Origin of the sequence: Herbiconiux sp. VKM Ac-1786, from assembly GCF_015350805.1 — a bacterium.
Taxonomy (GTDB): Bacteria; Actinomycetota; Actinomycetes; order Actinomycetales; family Microbacteriaceae; genus Herbiconiux.
In genome coordinates this window covers 59,441-75,558 of record NZ_JADKSG010000002.1, presented here as the reverse complement: position 1 = coordinate 75,558, position 16,118 = coordinate 59,441, and the positions used below count along the sequence as shown (strand labels likewise).

The following is a 16,118-nucleotide window of genomic DNA, read 5'->3' as shown; positions in this document are numbered from 1 at the left end:
ACACCGACGCGGCCCCACCCGCTAGCCTGGGGCCGTGCTCTCGATTCCGGCGCGCACCCTCCGCCTCGTCGCCGCCCACTGGCCGGCGCTCCTGGCGTGGTATCTGGCGGGTTGGCTCGCGCGCTACCTGATTATCGAGCTGGCGTCGTACTTCGGCGCCACGAGCGCCCTGATCGGCCTGCTCATCCTGCCGTTGGCGGCGCTCGCCCGGCTCGGCAGCTTCATCGCGATGTTCCTGGTGCTGCGCCCGAGCATGCCCGCCTTCCAGGAGCTGCGCCGCTCGGGCCGGGGCACCGAGGAACCGGCCGGGGCCGAGACCGGGCGACGGCGGGTGACCGAGATCGTGCTGACGAGCATCCTGCCGTTCTTCACCTTCTACGCGGCCTGGCAGTTCCTCAGCGTCGACGTGCAGCAGTACGCCACGGGGTCGCTGCAGAACATCAACCCCTTCCAGACCGGCGTCGACCGGTCGGCCGCCGTGCTGAACGTGCGCCTGGACGTCTGGTCGATCGGCGTGATCGTCGTCGCCTTCGCCGGCCGCACCCTGCTGAAGCGCTACCGTCCGAAGCTGCCGGCCTGGACGAGCGTGGTCGCCGTCTACTGCGAGGCCGTCTGGATCTACATCGCCCTCTACTTCATCAACAGCTACGTCGCCCAGTTCACCGGCTGGATCCAGGGGCGCGCGGCGGTGCAGTGGTACGAGTCGGCGCGTGCCGCGGCCCTCGAGGTGGTGCACCCGATCGGGGTGGCCTGGGGCGCGATCGAGTGGGCGATCGACCGCACCGGCGGTCTGGTGCTGCTGCCGCTGGCGTGGCTCACGCTCGCCGGCATCGTGTACGGCCGCGCCCTGGCGGCGCCGAAGATCGCGTACCGGCCGAAGAACGTCTACTACACCGGCGCCCGCAAGCGCATCGACGGGCTGCCCGGTCAGGTGCGGCGGCGGCTCGCGGAGCTCGGCGACGGCGTCACCGGGCGGTTCAAGCCGATCGTCTCGGCGTTCCTGCTGATCTGGCGGGCGGGCGCCGCGCCGATGGGGTTGTTCGTGCTCGGCTACACCGTGATCGAGGCCGCCTCCTCGTGGCTGCTGCTGGCCGGGGTGCGGCTGATCGGGCCGCACGACCTCGACTCGTGGTGGATGCCCTTCGACGACATCCTGGTGTTCGTGGTCGGGGTGATCGTCGAGCCGCTGCGGCTGTGCCTGATCGCCGCCGCGTACGACTTCTGTCTGCGCCGGCTCGAGGAGCGGCGTGACGCGGCGGACGCCGCTGCCGCGGAGGCGGAGGCGGAGGCCGAGGCCGAGGCCGGGACCGGGACCGGGACCGGGGCGCCCGCTCCGACGCCTACAGCCGGAAGCTGAGGTACCGGGGCAGCTGGTCGCCCACCTCGACGTGCAGCTGCAGGGCGTCGCCGGCATCGGACGGCACCACGAAGACCGCCCGCATCGTGTACTCGCCGGTGCGCTCCGAGTCGCAGCCGCGCGGCACGTCGAGGTCGATGTCGAGGTCGACTCCCCCGCCGGTGTCCGAGCTCCAACTGCGTTCGGGGGCTCCGTCGCGCGACTCCACGAGGTCGAGCAGGCAGCCGGGCGACGCCGGTGCCCCGGGCGAGGCCGGCCCCTCGGGTGAGACCTCGAGCGAGACCACCACGGCATCCGTTCCCGCCGGGGCCTCCGCCTCGGGCGGCAGCTCGGTCGAGCGGATGCGCTGCACCTCCGTCACCCGCCACCCGGCTCCCCCGAAGTCCACGTCGGCACCGCGCTCGACGACGACGGGGCTGGTCGCTCGCTGCCCCCAGTAGCCGAGCCAGTCCGAGGAGAACGTCACGAACAGCGACGTCGGGACGAGCACGACCACCGCGCCGAGGGCGATCCCGTTGCGCCGCAGCCAGCCGCTCATCCGGCTTCCTCCCCTGCCGGGTCGCCGAGCACCGGCTCCGCCGTCTCGATCGTGGGCTCGACCGAGAGCGTCGTGAGGTCGACCGGGACGACGAGCCGTGAGTCGACGCGGGGGTCGGCCCCGAGGCCGAGCTCGAGCCGCGCCGAGCGTCCGTCGCTCGAGTCGAGGTCGTCACGCGGGATCTCGAAGAGGAGCGGCCCGGTGAGCGGGATGCCCACGCTCAGCGACTGGTCGGCGAGCACCGAGAGCCCGGGGCGGTCGGAGGCGCTGTAGCTGCGGTCGCCGACCCGCAGCACCCCGCCGGCGAGCAGCGTGCCGCGGTCGTCGACGACTGTCGAGACGCTGAGGTCGACGACGATCCAGACGCCCGTGGTCACTCCCTGCCAGCCGTTCGAGGTCAGCACGCTGTCGGCCGCGCGCACCCCGTGCACGGTCGCCTCGATGTTGCGGCCGGTCACCGTCTCGCCCACGCGGCCGTCGACGTCGATGGGTGCCTGCCAGCCGCCGCCGCTTGGGGCGGTGTCGGCCACCACCCCGGCCACGGCGAGCAGGCCGACCAGCACCACGGCGCTGATCGCGTGCCGCCACCAGGGCACGCGATCGGGCACACCCACCGGCGCACGGTCGGGCGCGGGATCGTCGGAGGGTGCCGTCGCGGGGCCGGTCGGGACGGTCATCCGTCGCCCCCGGCGCCGACGTCGTCGACCTCGAGCTCGGCGCGCGCGGTGACGAAGGGATTCTCGTACCGGGCGCCGTAGGTGACGAAGCCCTCGGCGCGGTAGGTCTTGTCGTAGACGTCGACCTCGATGGGGTCGTCGGCGGCGAGCGCGTCGTCGGCGACCTGCCAGATGTAGGCCAGCTCGACCGGCACGCGGGGCTGCAGCTCGGCGAGCGCGGCCGCGTCGTCGAGCACCACGACGGTGAAGGGCTCGGAGGCGGCGTCAAGCCCCGGCACGCCGACCGGGCGGAGGTTGTCGGCCGCGCCGAGCTCGTTGCTCGTCGAGACCGGCACGTCGGTGAGGTTCTCGACCTCGGTGACGAGCACCAGCAGGCGGTTGCCCGGATCGGGCACGATGTGCTGCTCGGGGAAGCCGTCGATCAGCACCGCCCGCTCGACGGCGATGCGGAGCTGGGCCCCCGTCACGCTCTCGCCCGCGCCCACGGCGGGCAGCGCGGTCGCCGGCGCGTCGGCCAGGCCGCCGAATCCGGCCGTGGCGAGCAGCACGACACCGGTGAGGCCCGTGACGACGTACTTCGTGGGAACCTTCTCGCCCAGCGCCTTCGCGCGCGCCCGCACGGTCGGGGGCGGTGCCGGCGGTGTGGTCGTCACCCGTCACATGTTAGCGGTGGGTGACGACCACAGGGGATCGCCGGGGTGCGGGATCAGTACCAGTTGACCGACTGCGAGTGCGACCAGGCCGAGCACGGGGTGCCGTAGCCGGCCGCGATGTACTTCAGGCCCCAGCTGATCTGGGTGACCGGGTTGGTGGCCCAGTCGTCGGCGATCGTCGACATCTTGCTGCCGGGCAGCGACTGCGGGATGCCGAAGGCACCGCTCGAGGCGTTCTCGGCCTGGTAGTTCCAGCCGGACTCCTTGGTCCAGAGCGAGTCGAGGCACTGGAACTGGTCGGAGCCCCAGCCGTAGTCCGACGCGGCGATCTGGGCCGCGGCGGCGCGGGCGCCGTCGGGCGTGGTCGACGCGGCGAGCCGGTCGGCGGCGGCCTGAGCGGCAGCGGCGGCCTCGGCGGCGGCCTGCGCGGCAGCGGCCTCGGCAGCGGCTTGCGCGGCGGCGGCGGCCTCGGCGGCGGCCTTGTCGAGGGCGGCCTTCTGGTTCTGCACCGAGGCGGTCTGGGTGACGGCCTGCGTGGTCAGCGTCTGCACCGTCGTGGTGTCGAGGTACGCGTAGTTGGCCAGCGAGGCGATCGACGTCGACAGCGCCGTGGTGTCGACCTGGCCCTTGGCGGCGGAGAGCACCGAGGTGGCCTGCGAGACTGCGCGGCCGGCGCGCTCGTCGGCCTGCTTCGAGGTCGTCTCGAACAGGGCGTCGACGGCCTTCTGCGCCTCGGTGCTCGGCAGCGCGGTGCCGGCGGCGGTGACGGTCGAGGCGATGGTCGAGCCGACCGAGACGGTCTGGGCGTTCGCGATCGTGGGGTGCGAGAACGCGGTCAGCGTCACGAGGAGCCCGGCGGCGGCAAAGCCGGCCACCGGCACGATCGCGCTGCGCTGCTTGCGGCGGCGGTCGTCGGCCTTGCGGGCACTCGTGGTGCGCTCGACGGCGCGGCGGTCGCGGCGGGTGAGGGGCGGGGCCGAGGCGGTGAGGGCGGCGGCGGTGGGGTTCGCGGGGGTGTCGTTCGCGGGGGTGGGGTTCGCGGGGGTGGTGCTCATGGGGGCGGGGGTGTTCTGGGGCCTGTCGGGGGTGGTGTTCTCAGCGGTGCTCATGGGTTCCCTGGGGTGGGCCAACGGATGCACGGCGTGCGGTGATCGGGCAGCCTGCAGTCCAGCCGCAGTTCGAGCTCGGGTGAGAACGACAGCGCAGGGGCCCGCGTGGGGTGGGGGCGCGATGCCTGGCGGCGATTGGCGGTGACGGTCGGTGTCGGGTTGAAGCCGTCACGGCTTCTGTCACGATCCGCCTGGCCAGGATGGGTTTCCCGGCGCTGGAGGCGAACGATTGAAGCCACAAGTATGAGTCGGTTTTCTGGGAAACCTCTCCATACGCGGTAATGCGTCTCCGGGTGCGGGGCGGTTCAGGGCCGCTCCGCACCCGGAGACGCCGCCGGACGGCTACGGCCGACGGCCGGTGGGAGGCGTGCCTCCCGTACCGCCGACGGGCATCCCGCCGCCGCCGCCCATGGTTCCCGCGGCCGCTTCGCCGGCCGTCACCGTGGCGAGAGTCGTGCCGCCCGTGACGATGCTGTAGCTCGCGCCGGACGAGACGGTCGAGGCGGAGTACACGACGTTCTGGAACTCCTTCGTCGACCGGAAGGACGCGAGCTCGGTGCCGTCGGCGGCCAGGATCTGCAGGATCTCGCCCGCCTCGATCGTGGTCGTCGCCGTGGCCGAGAGCCAGCCCTGGGCGGAGGCCGCGCCCGGGGAGACGGCCATGCCGGCGCTGCCGGTCGCGAGCAGCGAGCCGCCGGAGACGGTGAACTCGCCGTTCACGTCGAGCGCCCCGTTGCCGGAGTCGGTCGGGCCGTTCACGACGGTCGTGCCGCCGGTGATCGTCATGCTGCCGTTGGAGTCGAGGCCGTCGCCGCCGGAGTCGACGGTCAGCGTGCCGCCGGAGATCGCGATGGTCTGGTCGCCGGCGGCCATCTCGCCGCCGCCCCTGCCCGACGAGGCATCGGATTCGGTGGTGCCGCCGGCGGCGTTCAGGCCGTCGTCGGTCGACGTGACGGAGGTGTCGCCGCCCGCGACCGTGATGTGCTGCGACTCGAGGCCCTCGTAGCTGGTGGCGACGGTGAGGGTGCCGCCGTCGATCACGAGCGCCGAGTCGGCGTGCACGCCGTCGTCGCCGGCCGTCGCGGTGACTTGGGCCGCACCCGTCACGTGGACATACGCGGCGGAGTTCACGGCGTCGTCGGCGGAGTCGACCGTGATGGTGCCACCCTCGAGCACGGTGATCACCTCGCTCGAGATGCCCTTCGCCGACGCGGTGTCATCCGCGGTGCCGGTGTCGTCGGTGCCGGTATCGGTCGGGTCGGTCGACGACTGGTCGTCGGCGAAGCCGGCGCCCGGGGTGGAGGCGCGGGCGGGCGCCGCGGCCGAGCCGCCGCCGGCGGTGAGGTCGAGCGTGCCGCCCGTGACGACCACGTCGGTCTGCGCCTGCATCGCGTCGTCGCCCGAGGCGACGGTGATCGTGCCGCCCGTCACGCTGACGTAGCCGCGGGTGACGTCGCCGTCCTCGTCCGAGAGGAGGCCGTCGCCGCCGGCGGTGACGTCGAGGGTGCCTCCGGTCACCACGAGGTAGTCCTTGCCGCGGAGGCCGTCGTCAGCCGCGTCGACCGTGATCGAACCGGAGTCGACGACGAGACCGTCCTTGCTCGCGATGCCGTCGTTGCCGTTGCCCGTCACCGCCAGAGCGCCGTCGCCGGTGATCAGGAGGTCGGCCGAGCTCCACAGGGCGGCATTGGGCGTGCTGGTGCTGTCATCGGCCGACTCCTCGGGGTAGGCGTCGGTGTCGCTGAGGCTGTTCGTCGTGCCGTCCGCCAGCACGAGCACCACCTCGTCCGCGGCGGTGACCGCGAGGGCCGACGTCGTGCTGCTGGCGACGGACACCCCGTCGAGGATGACCCGCACGGTGCCCGTGTCGCCCGAGTCGACGACGAGCTGCCCGTCGGCGAGCTCGCCGCTCACGCGGTACGTGCCCGAGGCGGTGATCGTGACGGTGCCGCCGTCGACGGTCACGCTGCCGGAACCGGCCCCCGAGACGGTCGCCGTGCCGTCCGCGAGCGTGATCAGCGTGGCCGAGGCGTCTCCGCTGTCGTCGTCGGTGAAGGTGTGCGCCTCCTCGTTCGCGGCGAGCACTGTGGCGGCGCCCTGGGTGGCGTCGACGCCGGCCGCGGCGGCGCTCGTGGCCGAGGCGGTGGCGCCCGAGTCGGTGGCGCCCGAGCCGGTGGCGACGGTGGTCGCGCAGCCGGCCAGCAGGGCGACGGTGACGACTCCCCCGGCCAGCAGCGGGAAGACGGTGGTTCTGCGGTTCATGGTGATCTCCTCGATCGGATGGTCGTGGGCCGCGTCAGGCGGCGGGGAGGAAGTGGCGGCGGAGCACCCGCGACCACTTGTTGGCGGGCAGCCCCGGCACGAGGGCGGCGAGCCCGGTGCCGTACTTCGAGATGGTCGACGGACGGTGCCCGTGCGCCCAGAGCACCCGGTCCACGCCAGAGGGCCGCGACCCCGACTTCGTCTCGACGATCGCGATGCCGGGCGTCTCGACCCGGCGGCCGCGCCCGGTGACCGCGGGGTCGAGCTCCCAGGCGAGCTGCGTGTCGACGGTGGCGCGGCTCTCCGGATGCGCGTCCCGCCCGTCCCCCGGCACGAACAGCGTCGCCCGCCGGTACCGGGTCACCACCGTGCGCCGCAGCCGCTCGGGCTCGAGGTCGAAGCCGGCCCCGTCGAGGGTGTCGTGGGCGTAGACGAGGCCGTCGTCGTTCAGCTCCGACCGCTCGTCGAAGGCGTACTCGAGCCGCTCCTTGACGGTGGCCGAGCGGGCCCCGCGCGTCTTCACCTCGAGGTAGGCGGTGGCCGCGTCGACATAGGCGCGGGTGCGCATCTTGAAGCGGCGGCGGCGGGCGTGCGCCGCCATCCGGTAGCTCGTCAGCTCGGGGGTGTCGAAGTAGACCGACTCGTAGCGGAAGGCGCGCACCCCGCCCATGTCCAGTACCCGCGTCTCGGCACCCAGCTGACTCAGGATGCCCGGCAGCTCCCCCACCGGCACGACGTACTTGCGGTCGACCCGCGTCTGCAGCGCGGCCCGGGCGGTCAGCTCCTCGAGCGAGATGGGCTCGAAGGCGCCGAAGCTCATCGCCCCACCGCCGAGGCCAGGACGGATTCGACGGCCGGGGCGGCGGCTCGCGCATCCGGAACCGTGTACCGCACGTCGACCACGGTCGTGTCGTTCACCAGGTCGAGGCTCTTCACCTGCACCTGCTTCACCCGCCCGCCGAGCAGCTGCTCGAGGTGCGCGGTGAGCGCCGGCTCGTCGGTGAAGGCGCGGTCGAGCACGATGCTCTGCTGGCGGTGCCGCGGGAACAGTCGGCGGCTGTCGCCGACGAACATCACGGCGAGGATGAGCACCATCAGGCTGATCGAGAGCACGCTCAGCGTGCTGCCGAGACCGGCGAGGAGGCCCAGGGCGAGGGCCGAGAAGTAGTAGGCGACCTCGTGCTGGGCGATCTCGTCGCTGCGCAGGCGGATGATGCTCAGCACCCCGAAGAGTCCGAGCCCGAGGCCGGCGCCGATCGTGCTCGAGCCGAGCACCATCGAGACGGCCAGCACGCCGACGTTGACGCCGAGGAAGGCGACCACGAGGTCGCGGCGGTGGTGGCGGCGGAAGTAGAGGCCGAAGGTCAGGATCCCGACCATCAGGAGGTCGAGGGCGACGAGGACGGCATAGGTCATGAGGGGCTCCAGTGAACGGGACGTGAACGGATGTCCCTATTCATGCCGCTTCGGCTATGCGCCTCCTATGACGGCCCTATGGGGCGCTTTCGAATGCCTCCGGGTCGGTCTCTCCGCGCCAGACGTACGGCAGATCGGCCGGGACGCCGGGGAACAGCTCGCCGTAGAACTCGGGATCCTTGCGCACCAGGTTCGAGCGGTGACTGAGGTGGAAGGCCTCGTCACCGATCCACGGTGGCAGCACGAGGGCGCTCTGCGGCAGGGCGTCCACCCCGGGCGCGAAGGCGAGCACCTGCGGGCGCACGGTGTCGGCGTGGCCCTGCTCGATCCACTCGTCGGTGACCTCGAGGGCGTACTTCGTCAGCGCCGGCAGGTAGCCGCGCCACATCCTCGCGGCCGGGTGGTTGCGCCAGCCGTAGGTCGGGATCGTCACCGCCCGCAGCACCTGCAGCGCCTCGACGCGCTGCTTGCCGAGGCGGGCCCGGTCGAGCGCGCGGGCGCTGGCGCGGAAGTCGGGATAGGGCAAGAAGGTCTGCACGCCGACGACCGTACGCCGGGTCGGGTCCTGCTCCCCGCTCCCGGCGTGATTGCGGGCGACGGATGCACGGCCGAGGATGATCGCATGAGAACCGGCTACACCGCCCAGGCCGTCCGCGACGCCGAGCGCCCGCACCTCGAGGCGGGCGAGCCGCTGATGGAGCGCGCCTCGCACGCGCTGGCGCAGGAGATCGTCGAGCAGCTCGGCGCGCTCCCGCCTCCGCCCGGCGGACGGCCGTGGCGGGTCGTGCTGCTCGTCGGCTCGGGGTCGAACGGGGGTGACGCGTTGTTCGCGGGGGCCGAGCTGGCGGGCGGGACGGGGGCCGCGGGCGGGACGGGGATCGTGGTGGAGGCGATCCGGGTGGGGACGCGGGTGCACGAGGGCGGCCGCGCCGCGGCGGAGGCCGCGGGCGTCGGGGTGCGGTCGCGCGAGGAGACGGAGGCCGCGCGGGTCGCGGTGCAGGGCGACGTCGTCGTCGACGGGATCCTCGGCACCGGCACGGCGGCGGCACCGGCGCTGCGAGGGGCGGCGCGTGAGGTGGTGGCGGGCATCCTGAACCGGATCGCCGCGGGCGACGGCGCACCGCTGATCGTGGCCGTCGATCTGCCGAGCGGCGTCGACCCCGACACCGGCGCGGTCGCCGACGAGGTCGTGCTGCCCGCCGACGTCACGGTGACCTTCGGCGGCATCAAGGCGGGGCTGCTCCAGGGGCCGGGCGCGCAGCTGGCCGGCGAGGTCGTGCTGGCCGAGATCGGCATCGAGGCCGAGCTGGCGGCGACCGAGCCCGCGATCGTCGTGCCGTGAACCCCGGGGAAAGCGCCGGGAGCCCTTTGCGGATGCCGCCGACCGGAGAACGATGGGGGGAAGGGCGGTCTCGCACCGCATCCGCGAACTGAACGGACAGCACTCATGAAGAAGATCCTCGTCATCGTCGCCTTCGCCGCCGGCTACGTGGTCGGCGCCCGCGCCGGACGCCGCCGCTACGAGCAGATCCGCGACAAGGCCCAGCAGCTCTGGCACGACGACCACGTGCAGTCGGCCGTGCAGAGCGCCGGCGACGCCGTCGAGCAGGTCGCGGGCAAGGCCGCCGACAAGGCGGGCGACCTCATCGGCAAGGTACGCTCGCACTGACCTCCCGGGAAGGACCCTCCATGGCGAAGAAGAAGTCGAGCGACGAGCTGTCGGTGCCCAAGGCCATCTCCGAGGTGGCCCGCGGTGTCGCGACCGCCCGCACCATGCGGCCGCACGACCACTCCGACGCCGGCCCGGCCGACGCCGACGGTGACGCGAAGGCCGAGGCGCCCCAGCGCAGCCGGGCCGAGCTGCAGGCCGACATCGCCGCGACCCGGGCGCAGCTGGCCGGGCTGGTCGACGAGATCGAGCACCGGCTCGACGTTCCGGCGCGCGCCGAGGTGATCGTCGACGACTTCAAGGCCGACCCGAAGAAGGCCGTGGTCACCCACAAGAAGACCACCGTGACCGCGGCCGTCGTGGTCGCCGCCGTCGGAACCGGCATCGGCCTGCTGGTTCGGGCGATCGTCAAGAAGTAGGGGCCCGAGAACAGAACGCCCGGCCTCCGCTGACACGCGGGGCCGGGCGTTCTCTCGTGCGCGACGACGGCGCTACGCCACGGCCTCCGTCGTCGGCGGCTCGGCCTTCGGCGCCCGGTTCTTCTTCCTGCGCTTCGGGTGCGGCTCGGGCTCGGGAGCCGGCCCGTTCCAGACCTTGATGATCGCCCAGCCGACCGCCGCGATCGGCACGGACAGCACGGCCCCGACGATGCCGCCGAGGATGGTGCCCGCGGTCAGGGCCACCAGGATGACCAGGGGGTGCAGCTTCAGCGACTGCGCCATGACGACCGGCTGCAGGAAGTTGCCCTCGAGCTGGTTCACGGCGATCACGATGCCCACGACGACGAGCGCGGCCACCGGGCCGTTGGCGACGAGCGCCACCAGCGCCGCCAGCACGCCGGCCAGCGTCGCACCGATCAGCGGGATGAAGGCTCCGACGAAGACGATGATCGCGAGCGGCAGAGCCAGCGGCACGCCGACGATCGCGACGCCCACGCCGATCGCGACCGAGTCGACGAGCGCGACGACGGCCGTGCCGCGGATGTACCCGCCGAGGGTGCGCACCGCGGTGTGGCCGATGCGCTCCCCGCGCTCGTGCCGGTAGCCCTTGGACGGCTTCAGCAGGAAGGCCCAGATCTGCGGCCCGTCCTTCATGAAGAAGAACAGGATGACGATCGCCAGCACCGCTCCGGTGATGACCTCGCCGGCCGCCGAGACCCCGGCGAGCGCCCCCGAGCCGAACTGGCTGCTGGTGAGGAAGTCGAGGGCCGAGTTCTTCGCGTCCTCGATCTGCGACTGGTCGATGTCGAAGGGCAGGTTCCTGACGAAGCCCTGCAGGTTGTCCACGCCCTCCGAGGCGCGCTTGCCGAGCTCGTCCCACTGCCCGCGCACGGCGAAGACGATCAGCGTGATCAGCCCGCCGAACACCAGGATCGCCGCGACCAGCGTGACCCAGGTCGCCATCATCGCCGAGAAGCCGTGGTGCTTCAGCCAGCGCAGCACGGGGCTCACCGCCGCGGCGAGGATGATCGCGATCAGCAGCGGGATGACCACGAGCTTCAGCTGCACCAGCGCGAACACCACCACGGTGGCGAGGATCAGCACCACGATGATCTGCAGGCTCCGCAGCGCGAGCTGGCCGAACTTGTCGGTCAGCATCGAGCGCAGGCTCGGGCGCGACGCGGGGTCGGTGTGCCCGGGGTCGGTGGGCCCGAGGTCGGTGGGCGTGGGGCTCGCGCTGCCCGGCGGATTCGGGCGGGCGAGGGCGGAGTCGTCGGTCGGCATGGATTCACCTTCCCACGAACGCCCGCCGCGCGCCCGCTCGCGCTAGCCTCGGGAGCGTGCCCGCCTCCGCCTCCCCGTCGACCGCGGTGCAGACCGTAGCCGGCGCGCTACGCGAGCTCATCCTCGACGCCCGGCTCGCCCCGGGCCAGGCCCTCCGCGAGGAGACGCTCTCGGCCGAGCACGGCGTCAACCGGCACACCGTGCGCGCGGCCCTGCAGCTGCTCGCGGCGCAGCGCCTCGTCACGTTCGAGCCCTACAAGGGTGCCCGCGTGCGCGACTTCTCCGACGACGACGTGCGCGCGCTGATGGAGTACCGCTCCGCTCTCGAGGGCGAGGCGGTCGCCCTGCTGCGGCGGCGCACCGGGACACCCGTCGGAGCACCGCTCCCCCTGCCGGCCGAACTGGTGGCCGCGAACACCGCGCTCCGCGAGCTCTGCGAGCGGCACCCCGACGACCACCGAGCCATCGAGAGCGCCCACGCCGCCCTGCACCACGCGCTCGTGGCCTCGGCCGGCAGCCCCCGCATCACCGAGGCGCACGCCCAGCTCGAGAGCGAGCTGCTGCTCTTCCTGAACCAGCTGCGGCCCCTGCTCCCGGCCGACGAGATGGTCGAGCAGCATGATCGGCTGCTCGAGGGCATCCGGATGCGCGGCGAACCCGCCGTGCGCGAGCACCTCGCCCACTCGGCCGAGCAGCTGATCGCGCTGCACCGGTCCCACTGAGCGAAGCCGCGGCGCGGCGCCGCGAGGCCGGCCGGCTCCGTTCAGCCGACCTCGACCAGCACCCGCGGCAGCTCGGAGAGCAGCTCGCTCGCCAGGAACCCCAGCGGCCCCACCCGCACCGCCAGCCGGTCCCCCGCCGCCGCGTGGGCGTGCGTCGCCCAGACGGCCGCCTGCTCGAGCGAGGCGCCCCGGGCGCAGAGCCCGGTGATCGCCCCGGCGAGCACGTCGCCGCTGCCGGAGGTGCCGAGCCCGCCGTGTCCGGTACCGACGATCCAGAGGCGGCCGTCGGGGTGGGCGATGCGGTTCTGGCACGACACGACGGCGCCGTACTCCCGGGCGACCGCGCGGGCGACCTCGCCGAGGTCGGGGTCGTCTCCCTCGGCGAGCTCGGCGTCGTCGGTCGCCGCGAGCAGCCGTCCGGCCTCGCCCACGTTCGGCGTCAGCACCAGGCGGCCGGCGAGCGCCTGGCGCGCCGACGAGTCGGGCAGCACGCCGAGCGCGTAGGCGTCCAGGAGCACCACGGTCGACTCCCCGACGAGCCCGGGCAGACGGTCGAGCATCCGCGTGGCTTCATCGGCGTCATCGAGACCGGGCCCGATCAGCACGGCATCGGCCGAGCCGAGGTCGTCGGCGGCCTCGTCGAGGGAGGCGCCGTCGATGTGCCCCGAGCGCTCGGGCAGGGGCACGACGCCCGACTCGGGCAGCGCGACGGCGGCCGTCAGCGCGACGCTCTCGGCGAGCGCCATGGTCAACCGCCCCGCGCCGACCCGCAGGGTGGCCTCGGCGGCGAGCATCGCGGCTCCGGGCGAGCGGCGGTCGCCACCCACGACGAGCACCTGGCCCCGGTCGTACTTCGACGCGCCAGGGCCGGGCAGCGGCCACTCACGAAGCACGGCCGGGGTGACGACGACGGGCGGCCGCGCATCCTGAGCCGTGGTCTCGGCCGTCGTCGAATCGCTCTGGTCACTGCTCATCGGTGTCTCCCGGATGCTCGGTCGGCGCCGCCAGGGCGTCGAGGTGCTCGTGCTCGGCGAACGTCGCGACCCGCCACCGGCCCTGCCCCGAGGGGCGCACCAGCCGGGTCACGGAGGCATTCGTGACAGTGTGGCCGTGCGCGAAGTCGAGGATCTCCTCCTCGCCCATCTCGCCGCAGACGTAGAGGAACAGCATGACGACGGCGTCGTGCGCGGCCACCAGCGCGGTGCCCTCGTCGTCGACGTCGTCCACGTCCCTCAGGAACGAGCGGATGCGCAGCGCCACGTCGGCCCAGGACTCGCCGCCCGGCGGTCGGTAGTAGAACTTGCCGAGCCACCGGCGCCGCTCCGCCTCGGCGGGGAACCGGGCCTCGACGCCGACCGCCGTCAGCCGGTCGAGGATCCCGAGCTCCCGGTCGCGCAGCCGTTCGTCGACGCGCGGGGTCAGCTCGACCCCCGCCTCGGCGAGTGCGATCTCGATGGTCTGGCGGGCCCGCAGGTAGGAGGAGCTCCACACGGTGTTCGGCACGCCGAACGCGGCGTGCTCGGCGATCCAGGCGCCGAGGGCCGCCGCCTGCTGCTCGCCGAGGGGCGAGAGCGGCACGTCGGCGTCGCGCCACTCGACCTCGATCAGCTCGTCGCCGGCCTCCTGGGCGGCCGTGGCCAGCACGTTCGCCCTGCTCTCGCCGTGCCGCACCAGCCACAGTTCTCTCGCGCCCATCCCTTCACGGTATGCCGGTGCCGCGCATCCGCCACCCCTCTGTCGGGCGGCACCCTGGCCCCGGCGGCGTGACGGGGCCATGATCGAGGCATGAGCACGATCGCGCCGATGCTGGCCAAGGCCGTCCCCGCCGTCCCGGCGCCTGAGAGCGTCGAGGGCGGGCTCGTCTACGAGCCGAAGTGGGACGGCTTCCGCGGCGTCATCTCCTACGACGGCTCCGGCACGGCGGCGGGGGTCGAGATCGGCAGCCGCGGATCGAAGCCGCTCACCCGCTACTTCCCCGAGCTCACCGAGGCGCTGGCGCGCATCCTGCCCGGGCCCTGTGTGCTCGACGGCGAGATCGTCGTGCCGATCGACGTCGAAGGAGGAGGAGGAGGAGGAGGGGGCGGGGGCGCCCGGGCGAAGCTCGACTGGGAGGCGCTCTCGCAGCGCATCCACCCCGCGGCCTCGCGCGTGGCCAAGCTCGCCGTCGAGACGCCGGCGCTCTTCGTCGCGTTCGATCTGCTCGAGCGGGGTGACGAGTCGCTGCTCGAGCAGCCGTTCTCGGCCCGCCGCGACGCGCTCGAGCAGCTCGCCGCCGGCCTGCCGGCCCCGTTCCACCTCTCGCGCACCACGGCCGACGTCGAGCTCGCCCGGCGCTGGCTCGAGGAATTCGAGGGCGCCGGGCTCGACGGTGTCGTCGCGAAGCCGCTCGCGGCGGCCTACGCGCCGGGCAAGCGGGTGATGCTGAAGGTGAAGCACCACCGCACGGCCGACGTCGTCGTGACGGGCTACCGCATCCACGCCAGCGGCCACGGCGTCGGCTCGCTGCTGCTCGGGCTCTACGACGGCGACGGCCGAGGCGACCTGCGCGGGGTCGGCGGCGCCTCGGCGTTCACCGACAAGCGCCGGCTCGAGCTGATCGACGAGCTGGAGCCGTACGTCGAGCGCGACGCCGAGGGGCACCCGGTGCTCGGCGAGGGCGAGCGCAGCCGCTTCTCCTCGGGCAAGGACGTGTCGTTCGTGAAGCTGCGGCCCGAGCTCGTCGCGGAGGTGCGCTACGACCAGATGGAGGGCATGCGCTTCCGCCACACGGTGCAGTTCGAGCGCTGGCGGCCCGACCGCGAGGCGCGCTCGTGCACCTTCGAACAGCTCGACCGGCCGATCGCGTACGACCTCGGCGACGTGCTGATCTAGGCCCGCTCCCCCCGCGACCCGCCTCAGTCGTCGTGCCGGGCGCGGCTCGGCTGCACGCGCGGCGGCTCGCCGGGCATCTTCGGGTAGTCGGGCGGGAACGGCAGCTCTCCGAGCCCCGACTCGAGGTCGCGCGCCCACCACTCCAGCAGCACGTCGATGGTTCCCGGACGCTCGGCCATCCCCGCCCACGGGTCCCCCACCGTGCGCAGCCGCTCGGGCACCGTCAGCACGGTGAACGCCGTGGGGTCGGCGCCCGGCAGCTCGTCCCAGCCGATCGGACAGGAGACGGGAGCGTGCGCGAGCGCCCGCGGGCTGTACGCACCCGCCATGGTGCGGTCGCGGTTGGCCTGGTTGAAGTCGACGAAGACGCGCTGCCCGCGCTCCTCCTTCCACCAGTTCGTGGTGACCTGCTCGGGCATCCGCCGTTCGAGCTCGCGGGCGGCCGCGATCACGGCGTGCCGCGCGTCGAGGAACTCCCGGGTCGGCTCGATCGGCGCGAAGACGTGCAGGCCGCGGTTGCCGGAGGTCTTGATGAAGGCCTCGAGGCCGGCGTCGGCGAGCACCGTCCGCAGCTCGAAGGCGATCGGCACGGCGTCGCCGAAGTCGGTGCCGGGCTGCGGGTCGAGGTCGATGCGCAGCTGGTCGGGGAAGTCGCTCGTCTCGGCCCGCGAGGCCCAGGGGTGGAAGACGACCGTGTTCATCTGCACCGCCCAGACCGTCACGGCGGTCTCGTCGATGACGATCTGCGGATGCGCCCGGGCGCTCGGGTAGGTCACCGTCTCCGAGCGCACGTAGTCGGGCGCGCCCTTCGGCGGGTTCTTCGAGAAGAACTGGTCGCCGTGGATGTCGCCGCCGAAGCGCTGCAGCGAGATCGGCCGGTCGCCGTTGGCGGCGAGGAAGGCCTCCCCCACGGCGATGTGGTACTCGGCGAGGCCGAGCTTGGTGATGCCCGCCTCGGGGAAGACGAGCCGCGACGGGCTCGAGATGCGCACCTCGCGGGTGCCGTGCGGTCCGTCGACGTCGACCGTGGTCGCCTCACTAGCCATGGCGCTCACGCTACCGGGCGCCGCCCCTCCCGCCTAGGCGTGGAGGGGCGGCGCCCGGATCGAATGGTGGCGGT

General features: G+C 73.3%; 18 protein-coding genes. 6 read left to right on the top strand and 12 right to left on the bottom strand.

The features are described from left to right. Positions 1 to 34 precede the first annotated feature (34 nt). Positions 35 to 1,357, top strand: a complete 1,323-nt coding sequence (locus ITJ64_RS11355; protein WP_194680922.1) for a hypothetical protein — start codon at positions 35 to 37, stop codon at positions 1,355 to 1,357. Here the strand turns inward: ITJ64_RS11355 and ITJ64_RS11350 are convergent. From ITJ64_RS11350 to ITJ64_RS11315, 8 genes are all read right to left on the bottom strand, one after another. Then, positions 1,341 to 1,895: a hypothetical protein gene (locus ITJ64_RS11350; RefSeq protein WP_194680921.1), complete on the bottom strand. Its 555-nt coding sequence runs from the start codon at positions 1,893 to 1,895 to the stop codon at positions 1,341 to 1,343. The two genes, ITJ64_RS11355 and ITJ64_RS11350, sit on opposite strands and share 17 nt — an antisense overlap. Continuing rightward, complete coding sequence (locus ITJ64_RS11345) at positions 1,892 to 2,572, bottom strand: hypothetical protein (RefSeq protein ID WP_194680920.1); 681 nt, start codon at positions 2,570 to 2,572, stop codon at positions 1,892 to 1,894. Before ITJ64_RS11345 ends, ITJ64_RS11350 begins: the two co-directional genes overlap by 4 nt. Further along, positions 2,569 to 3,225: a hypothetical protein gene (locus ITJ64_RS11340; RefSeq protein ID WP_194680919.1), complete on the bottom strand. Its 657-nt coding sequence runs from the start codon at positions 3,223 to 3,225 to the stop codon at positions 2,569 to 2,571. Before ITJ64_RS11340 ends, ITJ64_RS11345 begins: the two co-directional genes overlap by 4 nt. Positions 3,226 to 3,278: 53 nt before the next feature. Continuing rightward, positions 3,279 to 4,334, bottom strand: a complete 1,056-nt coding sequence (locus ITJ64_RS11335; protein ID WP_194680918.1) for a phospholipase — start codon at positions 4,332 to 4,334, stop codon at positions 3,279 to 3,281. A gap of 342 nt (positions 4,335 to 4,676) precedes the next feature. After that, the gene (locus ITJ64_RS11330; protein ID WP_194680917.1) at positions 4,677 to 6,596 is read right to left on the bottom strand and encodes a carbohydrate-binding domain-containing protein; all 1,920 of its coding nucleotides are present in this window, start codon (positions 6,594 to 6,596) and stop codon (positions 4,677 to 4,679) included. 34 nt (positions 6,597 to 6,630) lie between these two features. Next, positions 6,631 to 7,416 (bottom strand): VTC domain-containing protein, encoded by a 786-nt coding sequence (locus tag ITJ64_RS11325; RefSeq protein WP_194680916.1) that lies wholly within the window; start codon positions 7,414 to 7,416, stop codon positions 6,631 to 6,633. Further along, positions 7,413 to 8,012: a DUF4956 domain-containing protein gene (locus tag ITJ64_RS11320; protein ID WP_194680915.1), complete on the bottom strand. Its 600-nt coding sequence runs from the start codon at positions 8,010 to 8,012 to the stop codon at positions 7,413 to 7,415. Before ITJ64_RS11320 ends, ITJ64_RS11325 begins: the two co-directional genes overlap by 4 nt. Positions 8,013 to 8,088: 76 nt before the next feature. Further along, positions 8,089 to 8,550, bottom strand: a complete 462-nt coding sequence (locus tag ITJ64_RS11315) for an MSMEG_6728 family protein (protein WP_194680914.1) — start codon at positions 8,548 to 8,550, stop codon at positions 8,089 to 8,091. A gap of 84 nt (positions 8,551 to 8,634) precedes the next feature. Here ITJ64_RS11315 and ITJ64_RS11310 point away from each other — a divergent pair, with 84 nt between their 5' ends. The 3 genes from ITJ64_RS11310 (at position 8,635) to ITJ64_RS11300 (ending at position 10,100) form a co-directional block, all read left to right on the top strand. Further along, positions 8,635 to 9,354 carry an NAD(P)H-hydrate epimerase gene (locus tag ITJ64_RS11310; RefSeq protein WP_194680913.1) on the top strand — a complete coding sequence of 240 codons (720 nt, stop codon included), beginning with the start codon at positions 8,635 to 8,637 and terminating at the stop codon, positions 9,352 to 9,354. A gap of 105 nt (positions 9,355 to 9,459) precedes the next feature. Continuing rightward, complete coding sequence (locus ITJ64_RS11305) at positions 9,460 to 9,681, top strand: hypothetical protein (RefSeq protein WP_173180523.1); 222 nt, start codon at positions 9,460 to 9,462, stop codon at positions 9,679 to 9,681. 20 nt (positions 9,682 to 9,701) lie between these two features. Continuing rightward, complete coding sequence (locus ITJ64_RS11300; RefSeq protein ID WP_194680912.1) at positions 9,702 to 10,100, top strand: DUF3618 domain-containing protein; 399 nt, start codon at positions 9,702 to 9,704, stop codon at positions 10,098 to 10,100. A gap of 72 nt (positions 10,101 to 10,172) precedes the next feature. On the opposite strand, the gene ITJ64_RS11295 is transcribed toward ITJ64_RS11300, so the two are convergent. After that, the gene (locus ITJ64_RS11295; RefSeq protein ID WP_194680911.1) at positions 10,173 to 11,405 is read right to left on the bottom strand and encodes an AI-2E family transporter; all 1,233 of its coding nucleotides are present in this window, start codon (positions 11,403 to 11,405) and stop codon (positions 10,173 to 10,175) included. Between the two features lie 56 nt (positions 11,406 to 11,461). On the opposite strand from ITJ64_RS11295, the gene ITJ64_RS19360 reads away from it, so the two are divergent. Then, positions 11,462 to 12,127, top strand: coding sequence for a GntR family transcriptional regulator (locus ITJ64_RS19360; protein ID WP_194680910.1), 666 nt, complete (start codon positions 11,462 to 11,464; stop codon positions 12,125 to 12,127). Positions 12,128 to 12,168: 41 nt separating this feature from the next. Here the strand turns inward: ITJ64_RS19360 and ITJ64_RS11285 are convergent, their stop codons facing one another. Then, complete coding sequence (locus ITJ64_RS11285; RefSeq protein ID WP_194680909.1) at positions 12,169 to 13,101, bottom strand: NAD(P)H-hydrate dehydratase; 933 nt, start codon at positions 13,099 to 13,101, stop codon at positions 12,169 to 12,171. Beyond that, complete coding sequence (locus ITJ64_RS11280) at positions 13,091 to 13,822, bottom strand: histidine phosphatase family protein (RefSeq protein WP_194680908.1); 732 nt, start codon at positions 13,820 to 13,822, stop codon at positions 13,091 to 13,093. The genes ITJ64_RS11285 and ITJ64_RS11280 overlap by 11 nt, the downstream gene beginning before the upstream one ends. Before the next feature lie 90 nt (positions 13,823 to 13,912). Here ITJ64_RS11280 and ITJ64_RS11275 point away from each other — a divergent pair, with 90 nt between their 5' ends. Beyond that, entirely contained in the window at positions 13,913 to 14,998 is a 1,086-nt protein-coding gene (locus tag ITJ64_RS11275; RefSeq protein ID WP_228508630.1) for an ATP-dependent DNA ligase, read from the top strand. 23 nt (positions 14,999 to 15,021) lie between these two features. Here ITJ64_RS11275 and ligD read toward each other — a convergent pair whose 3' ends face one another. Next, complete coding sequence (ligD, locus tag ITJ64_RS11270) at positions 15,022 to 16,044, bottom strand: non-homologous end-joining DNA ligase (protein WP_194680907.1); 1,023 nt, start codon at positions 16,042 to 16,044, stop codon at positions 15,022 to 15,024. Positions 16,045 to 16,118: the final 74 nt, after the last annotated feature.

Coding starts and splice junctions, on each gene's coding strand:
- ITJ64_RS11335 (WP_194680918.1), bottom strand. CDS start 4,334: ATGAGCACCGCTGAGAACACCACCCCCGACAGGCCCCAGAACACCCCC.
- ITJ64_RS11280 (WP_194680908.1), bottom strand. CDS start 13,822: ATGGGCGCGAGAGAACTGTGGCTGGTGCGGCACGGCGAGAGCAGGGCG.
- ITJ64_RS11300 (WP_194680912.1), top strand. CDS start 9,702: ATGGCGAAGAAGAAGTCGAGCGACGAGCTGTCGGTGCCCAAGGCCATC.
- ITJ64_RS11350 (WP_194680921.1), bottom strand. CDS start 1,895: ATGAGCGGCTGGCTGCGGCGCAACGGGATCGCCCTCGGCGCGGTGGTC.
- ITJ64_RS11305 (WP_173180523.1), top strand. CDS start 9,460: ATGAAGAAGATCCTCGTCATCGTCGCCTTCGCCGCCGGCTACGTGGTC.
- ITJ64_RS11330 (WP_194680917.1), bottom strand. CDS start 6,596: ATGAACCGCAGAACCACCGTCTTCCCGCTGCTGGCCGGGGGAGTCGTC.
- ITJ64_RS11325 (WP_194680916.1), bottom strand. CDS start 7,416: ATGAGCTTCGGCGCCTTCGAGCCCATCTCGCTCGAGGAGCTGACCGCC.
- ligD (WP_194680907.1), bottom strand. CDS start 16,044: ATGGCTAGTGAGGCGACCACGGTCGACGTCGACGGACCGCACGGCACC.
- ITJ64_RS11345 (WP_194680920.1), bottom strand. CDS start 2,572: ATGACCGTCCCGACCGGCCCCGCGACGGCACCCTCCGACGATCCCGCG.
- ITJ64_RS11285 (WP_194680909.1), bottom strand. CDS start 13,101: ATGAGCAGTGACCAGAGCGATTCGACGACGGCCGAGACCACGGCTCAG.
- ITJ64_RS11310 (WP_194680913.1), top strand. CDS start 8,635: ATGAGAACCGGCTACACCGCCCAGGCCGTCCGCGACGCCGAGCGCCCG.
- ITJ64_RS11320 (WP_194680915.1), bottom strand. CDS start 8,012: ATGACCTATGCCGTCCTCGTCGCCCTCGACCTCCTGATGGTCGGGATC.
- ITJ64_RS11275 (WP_228508630.1), top strand. CDS start 13,913: ATGAGCACGATCGCGCCGATGCTGGCCAAGGCCGTCCCCGCCGTCCCG.
- ITJ64_RS11295 (WP_194680911.1), bottom strand. CDS start 11,405: ATGCCGACCGACGACTCCGCCCTCGCCCGCCCGAATCCGCCGGGCAGC.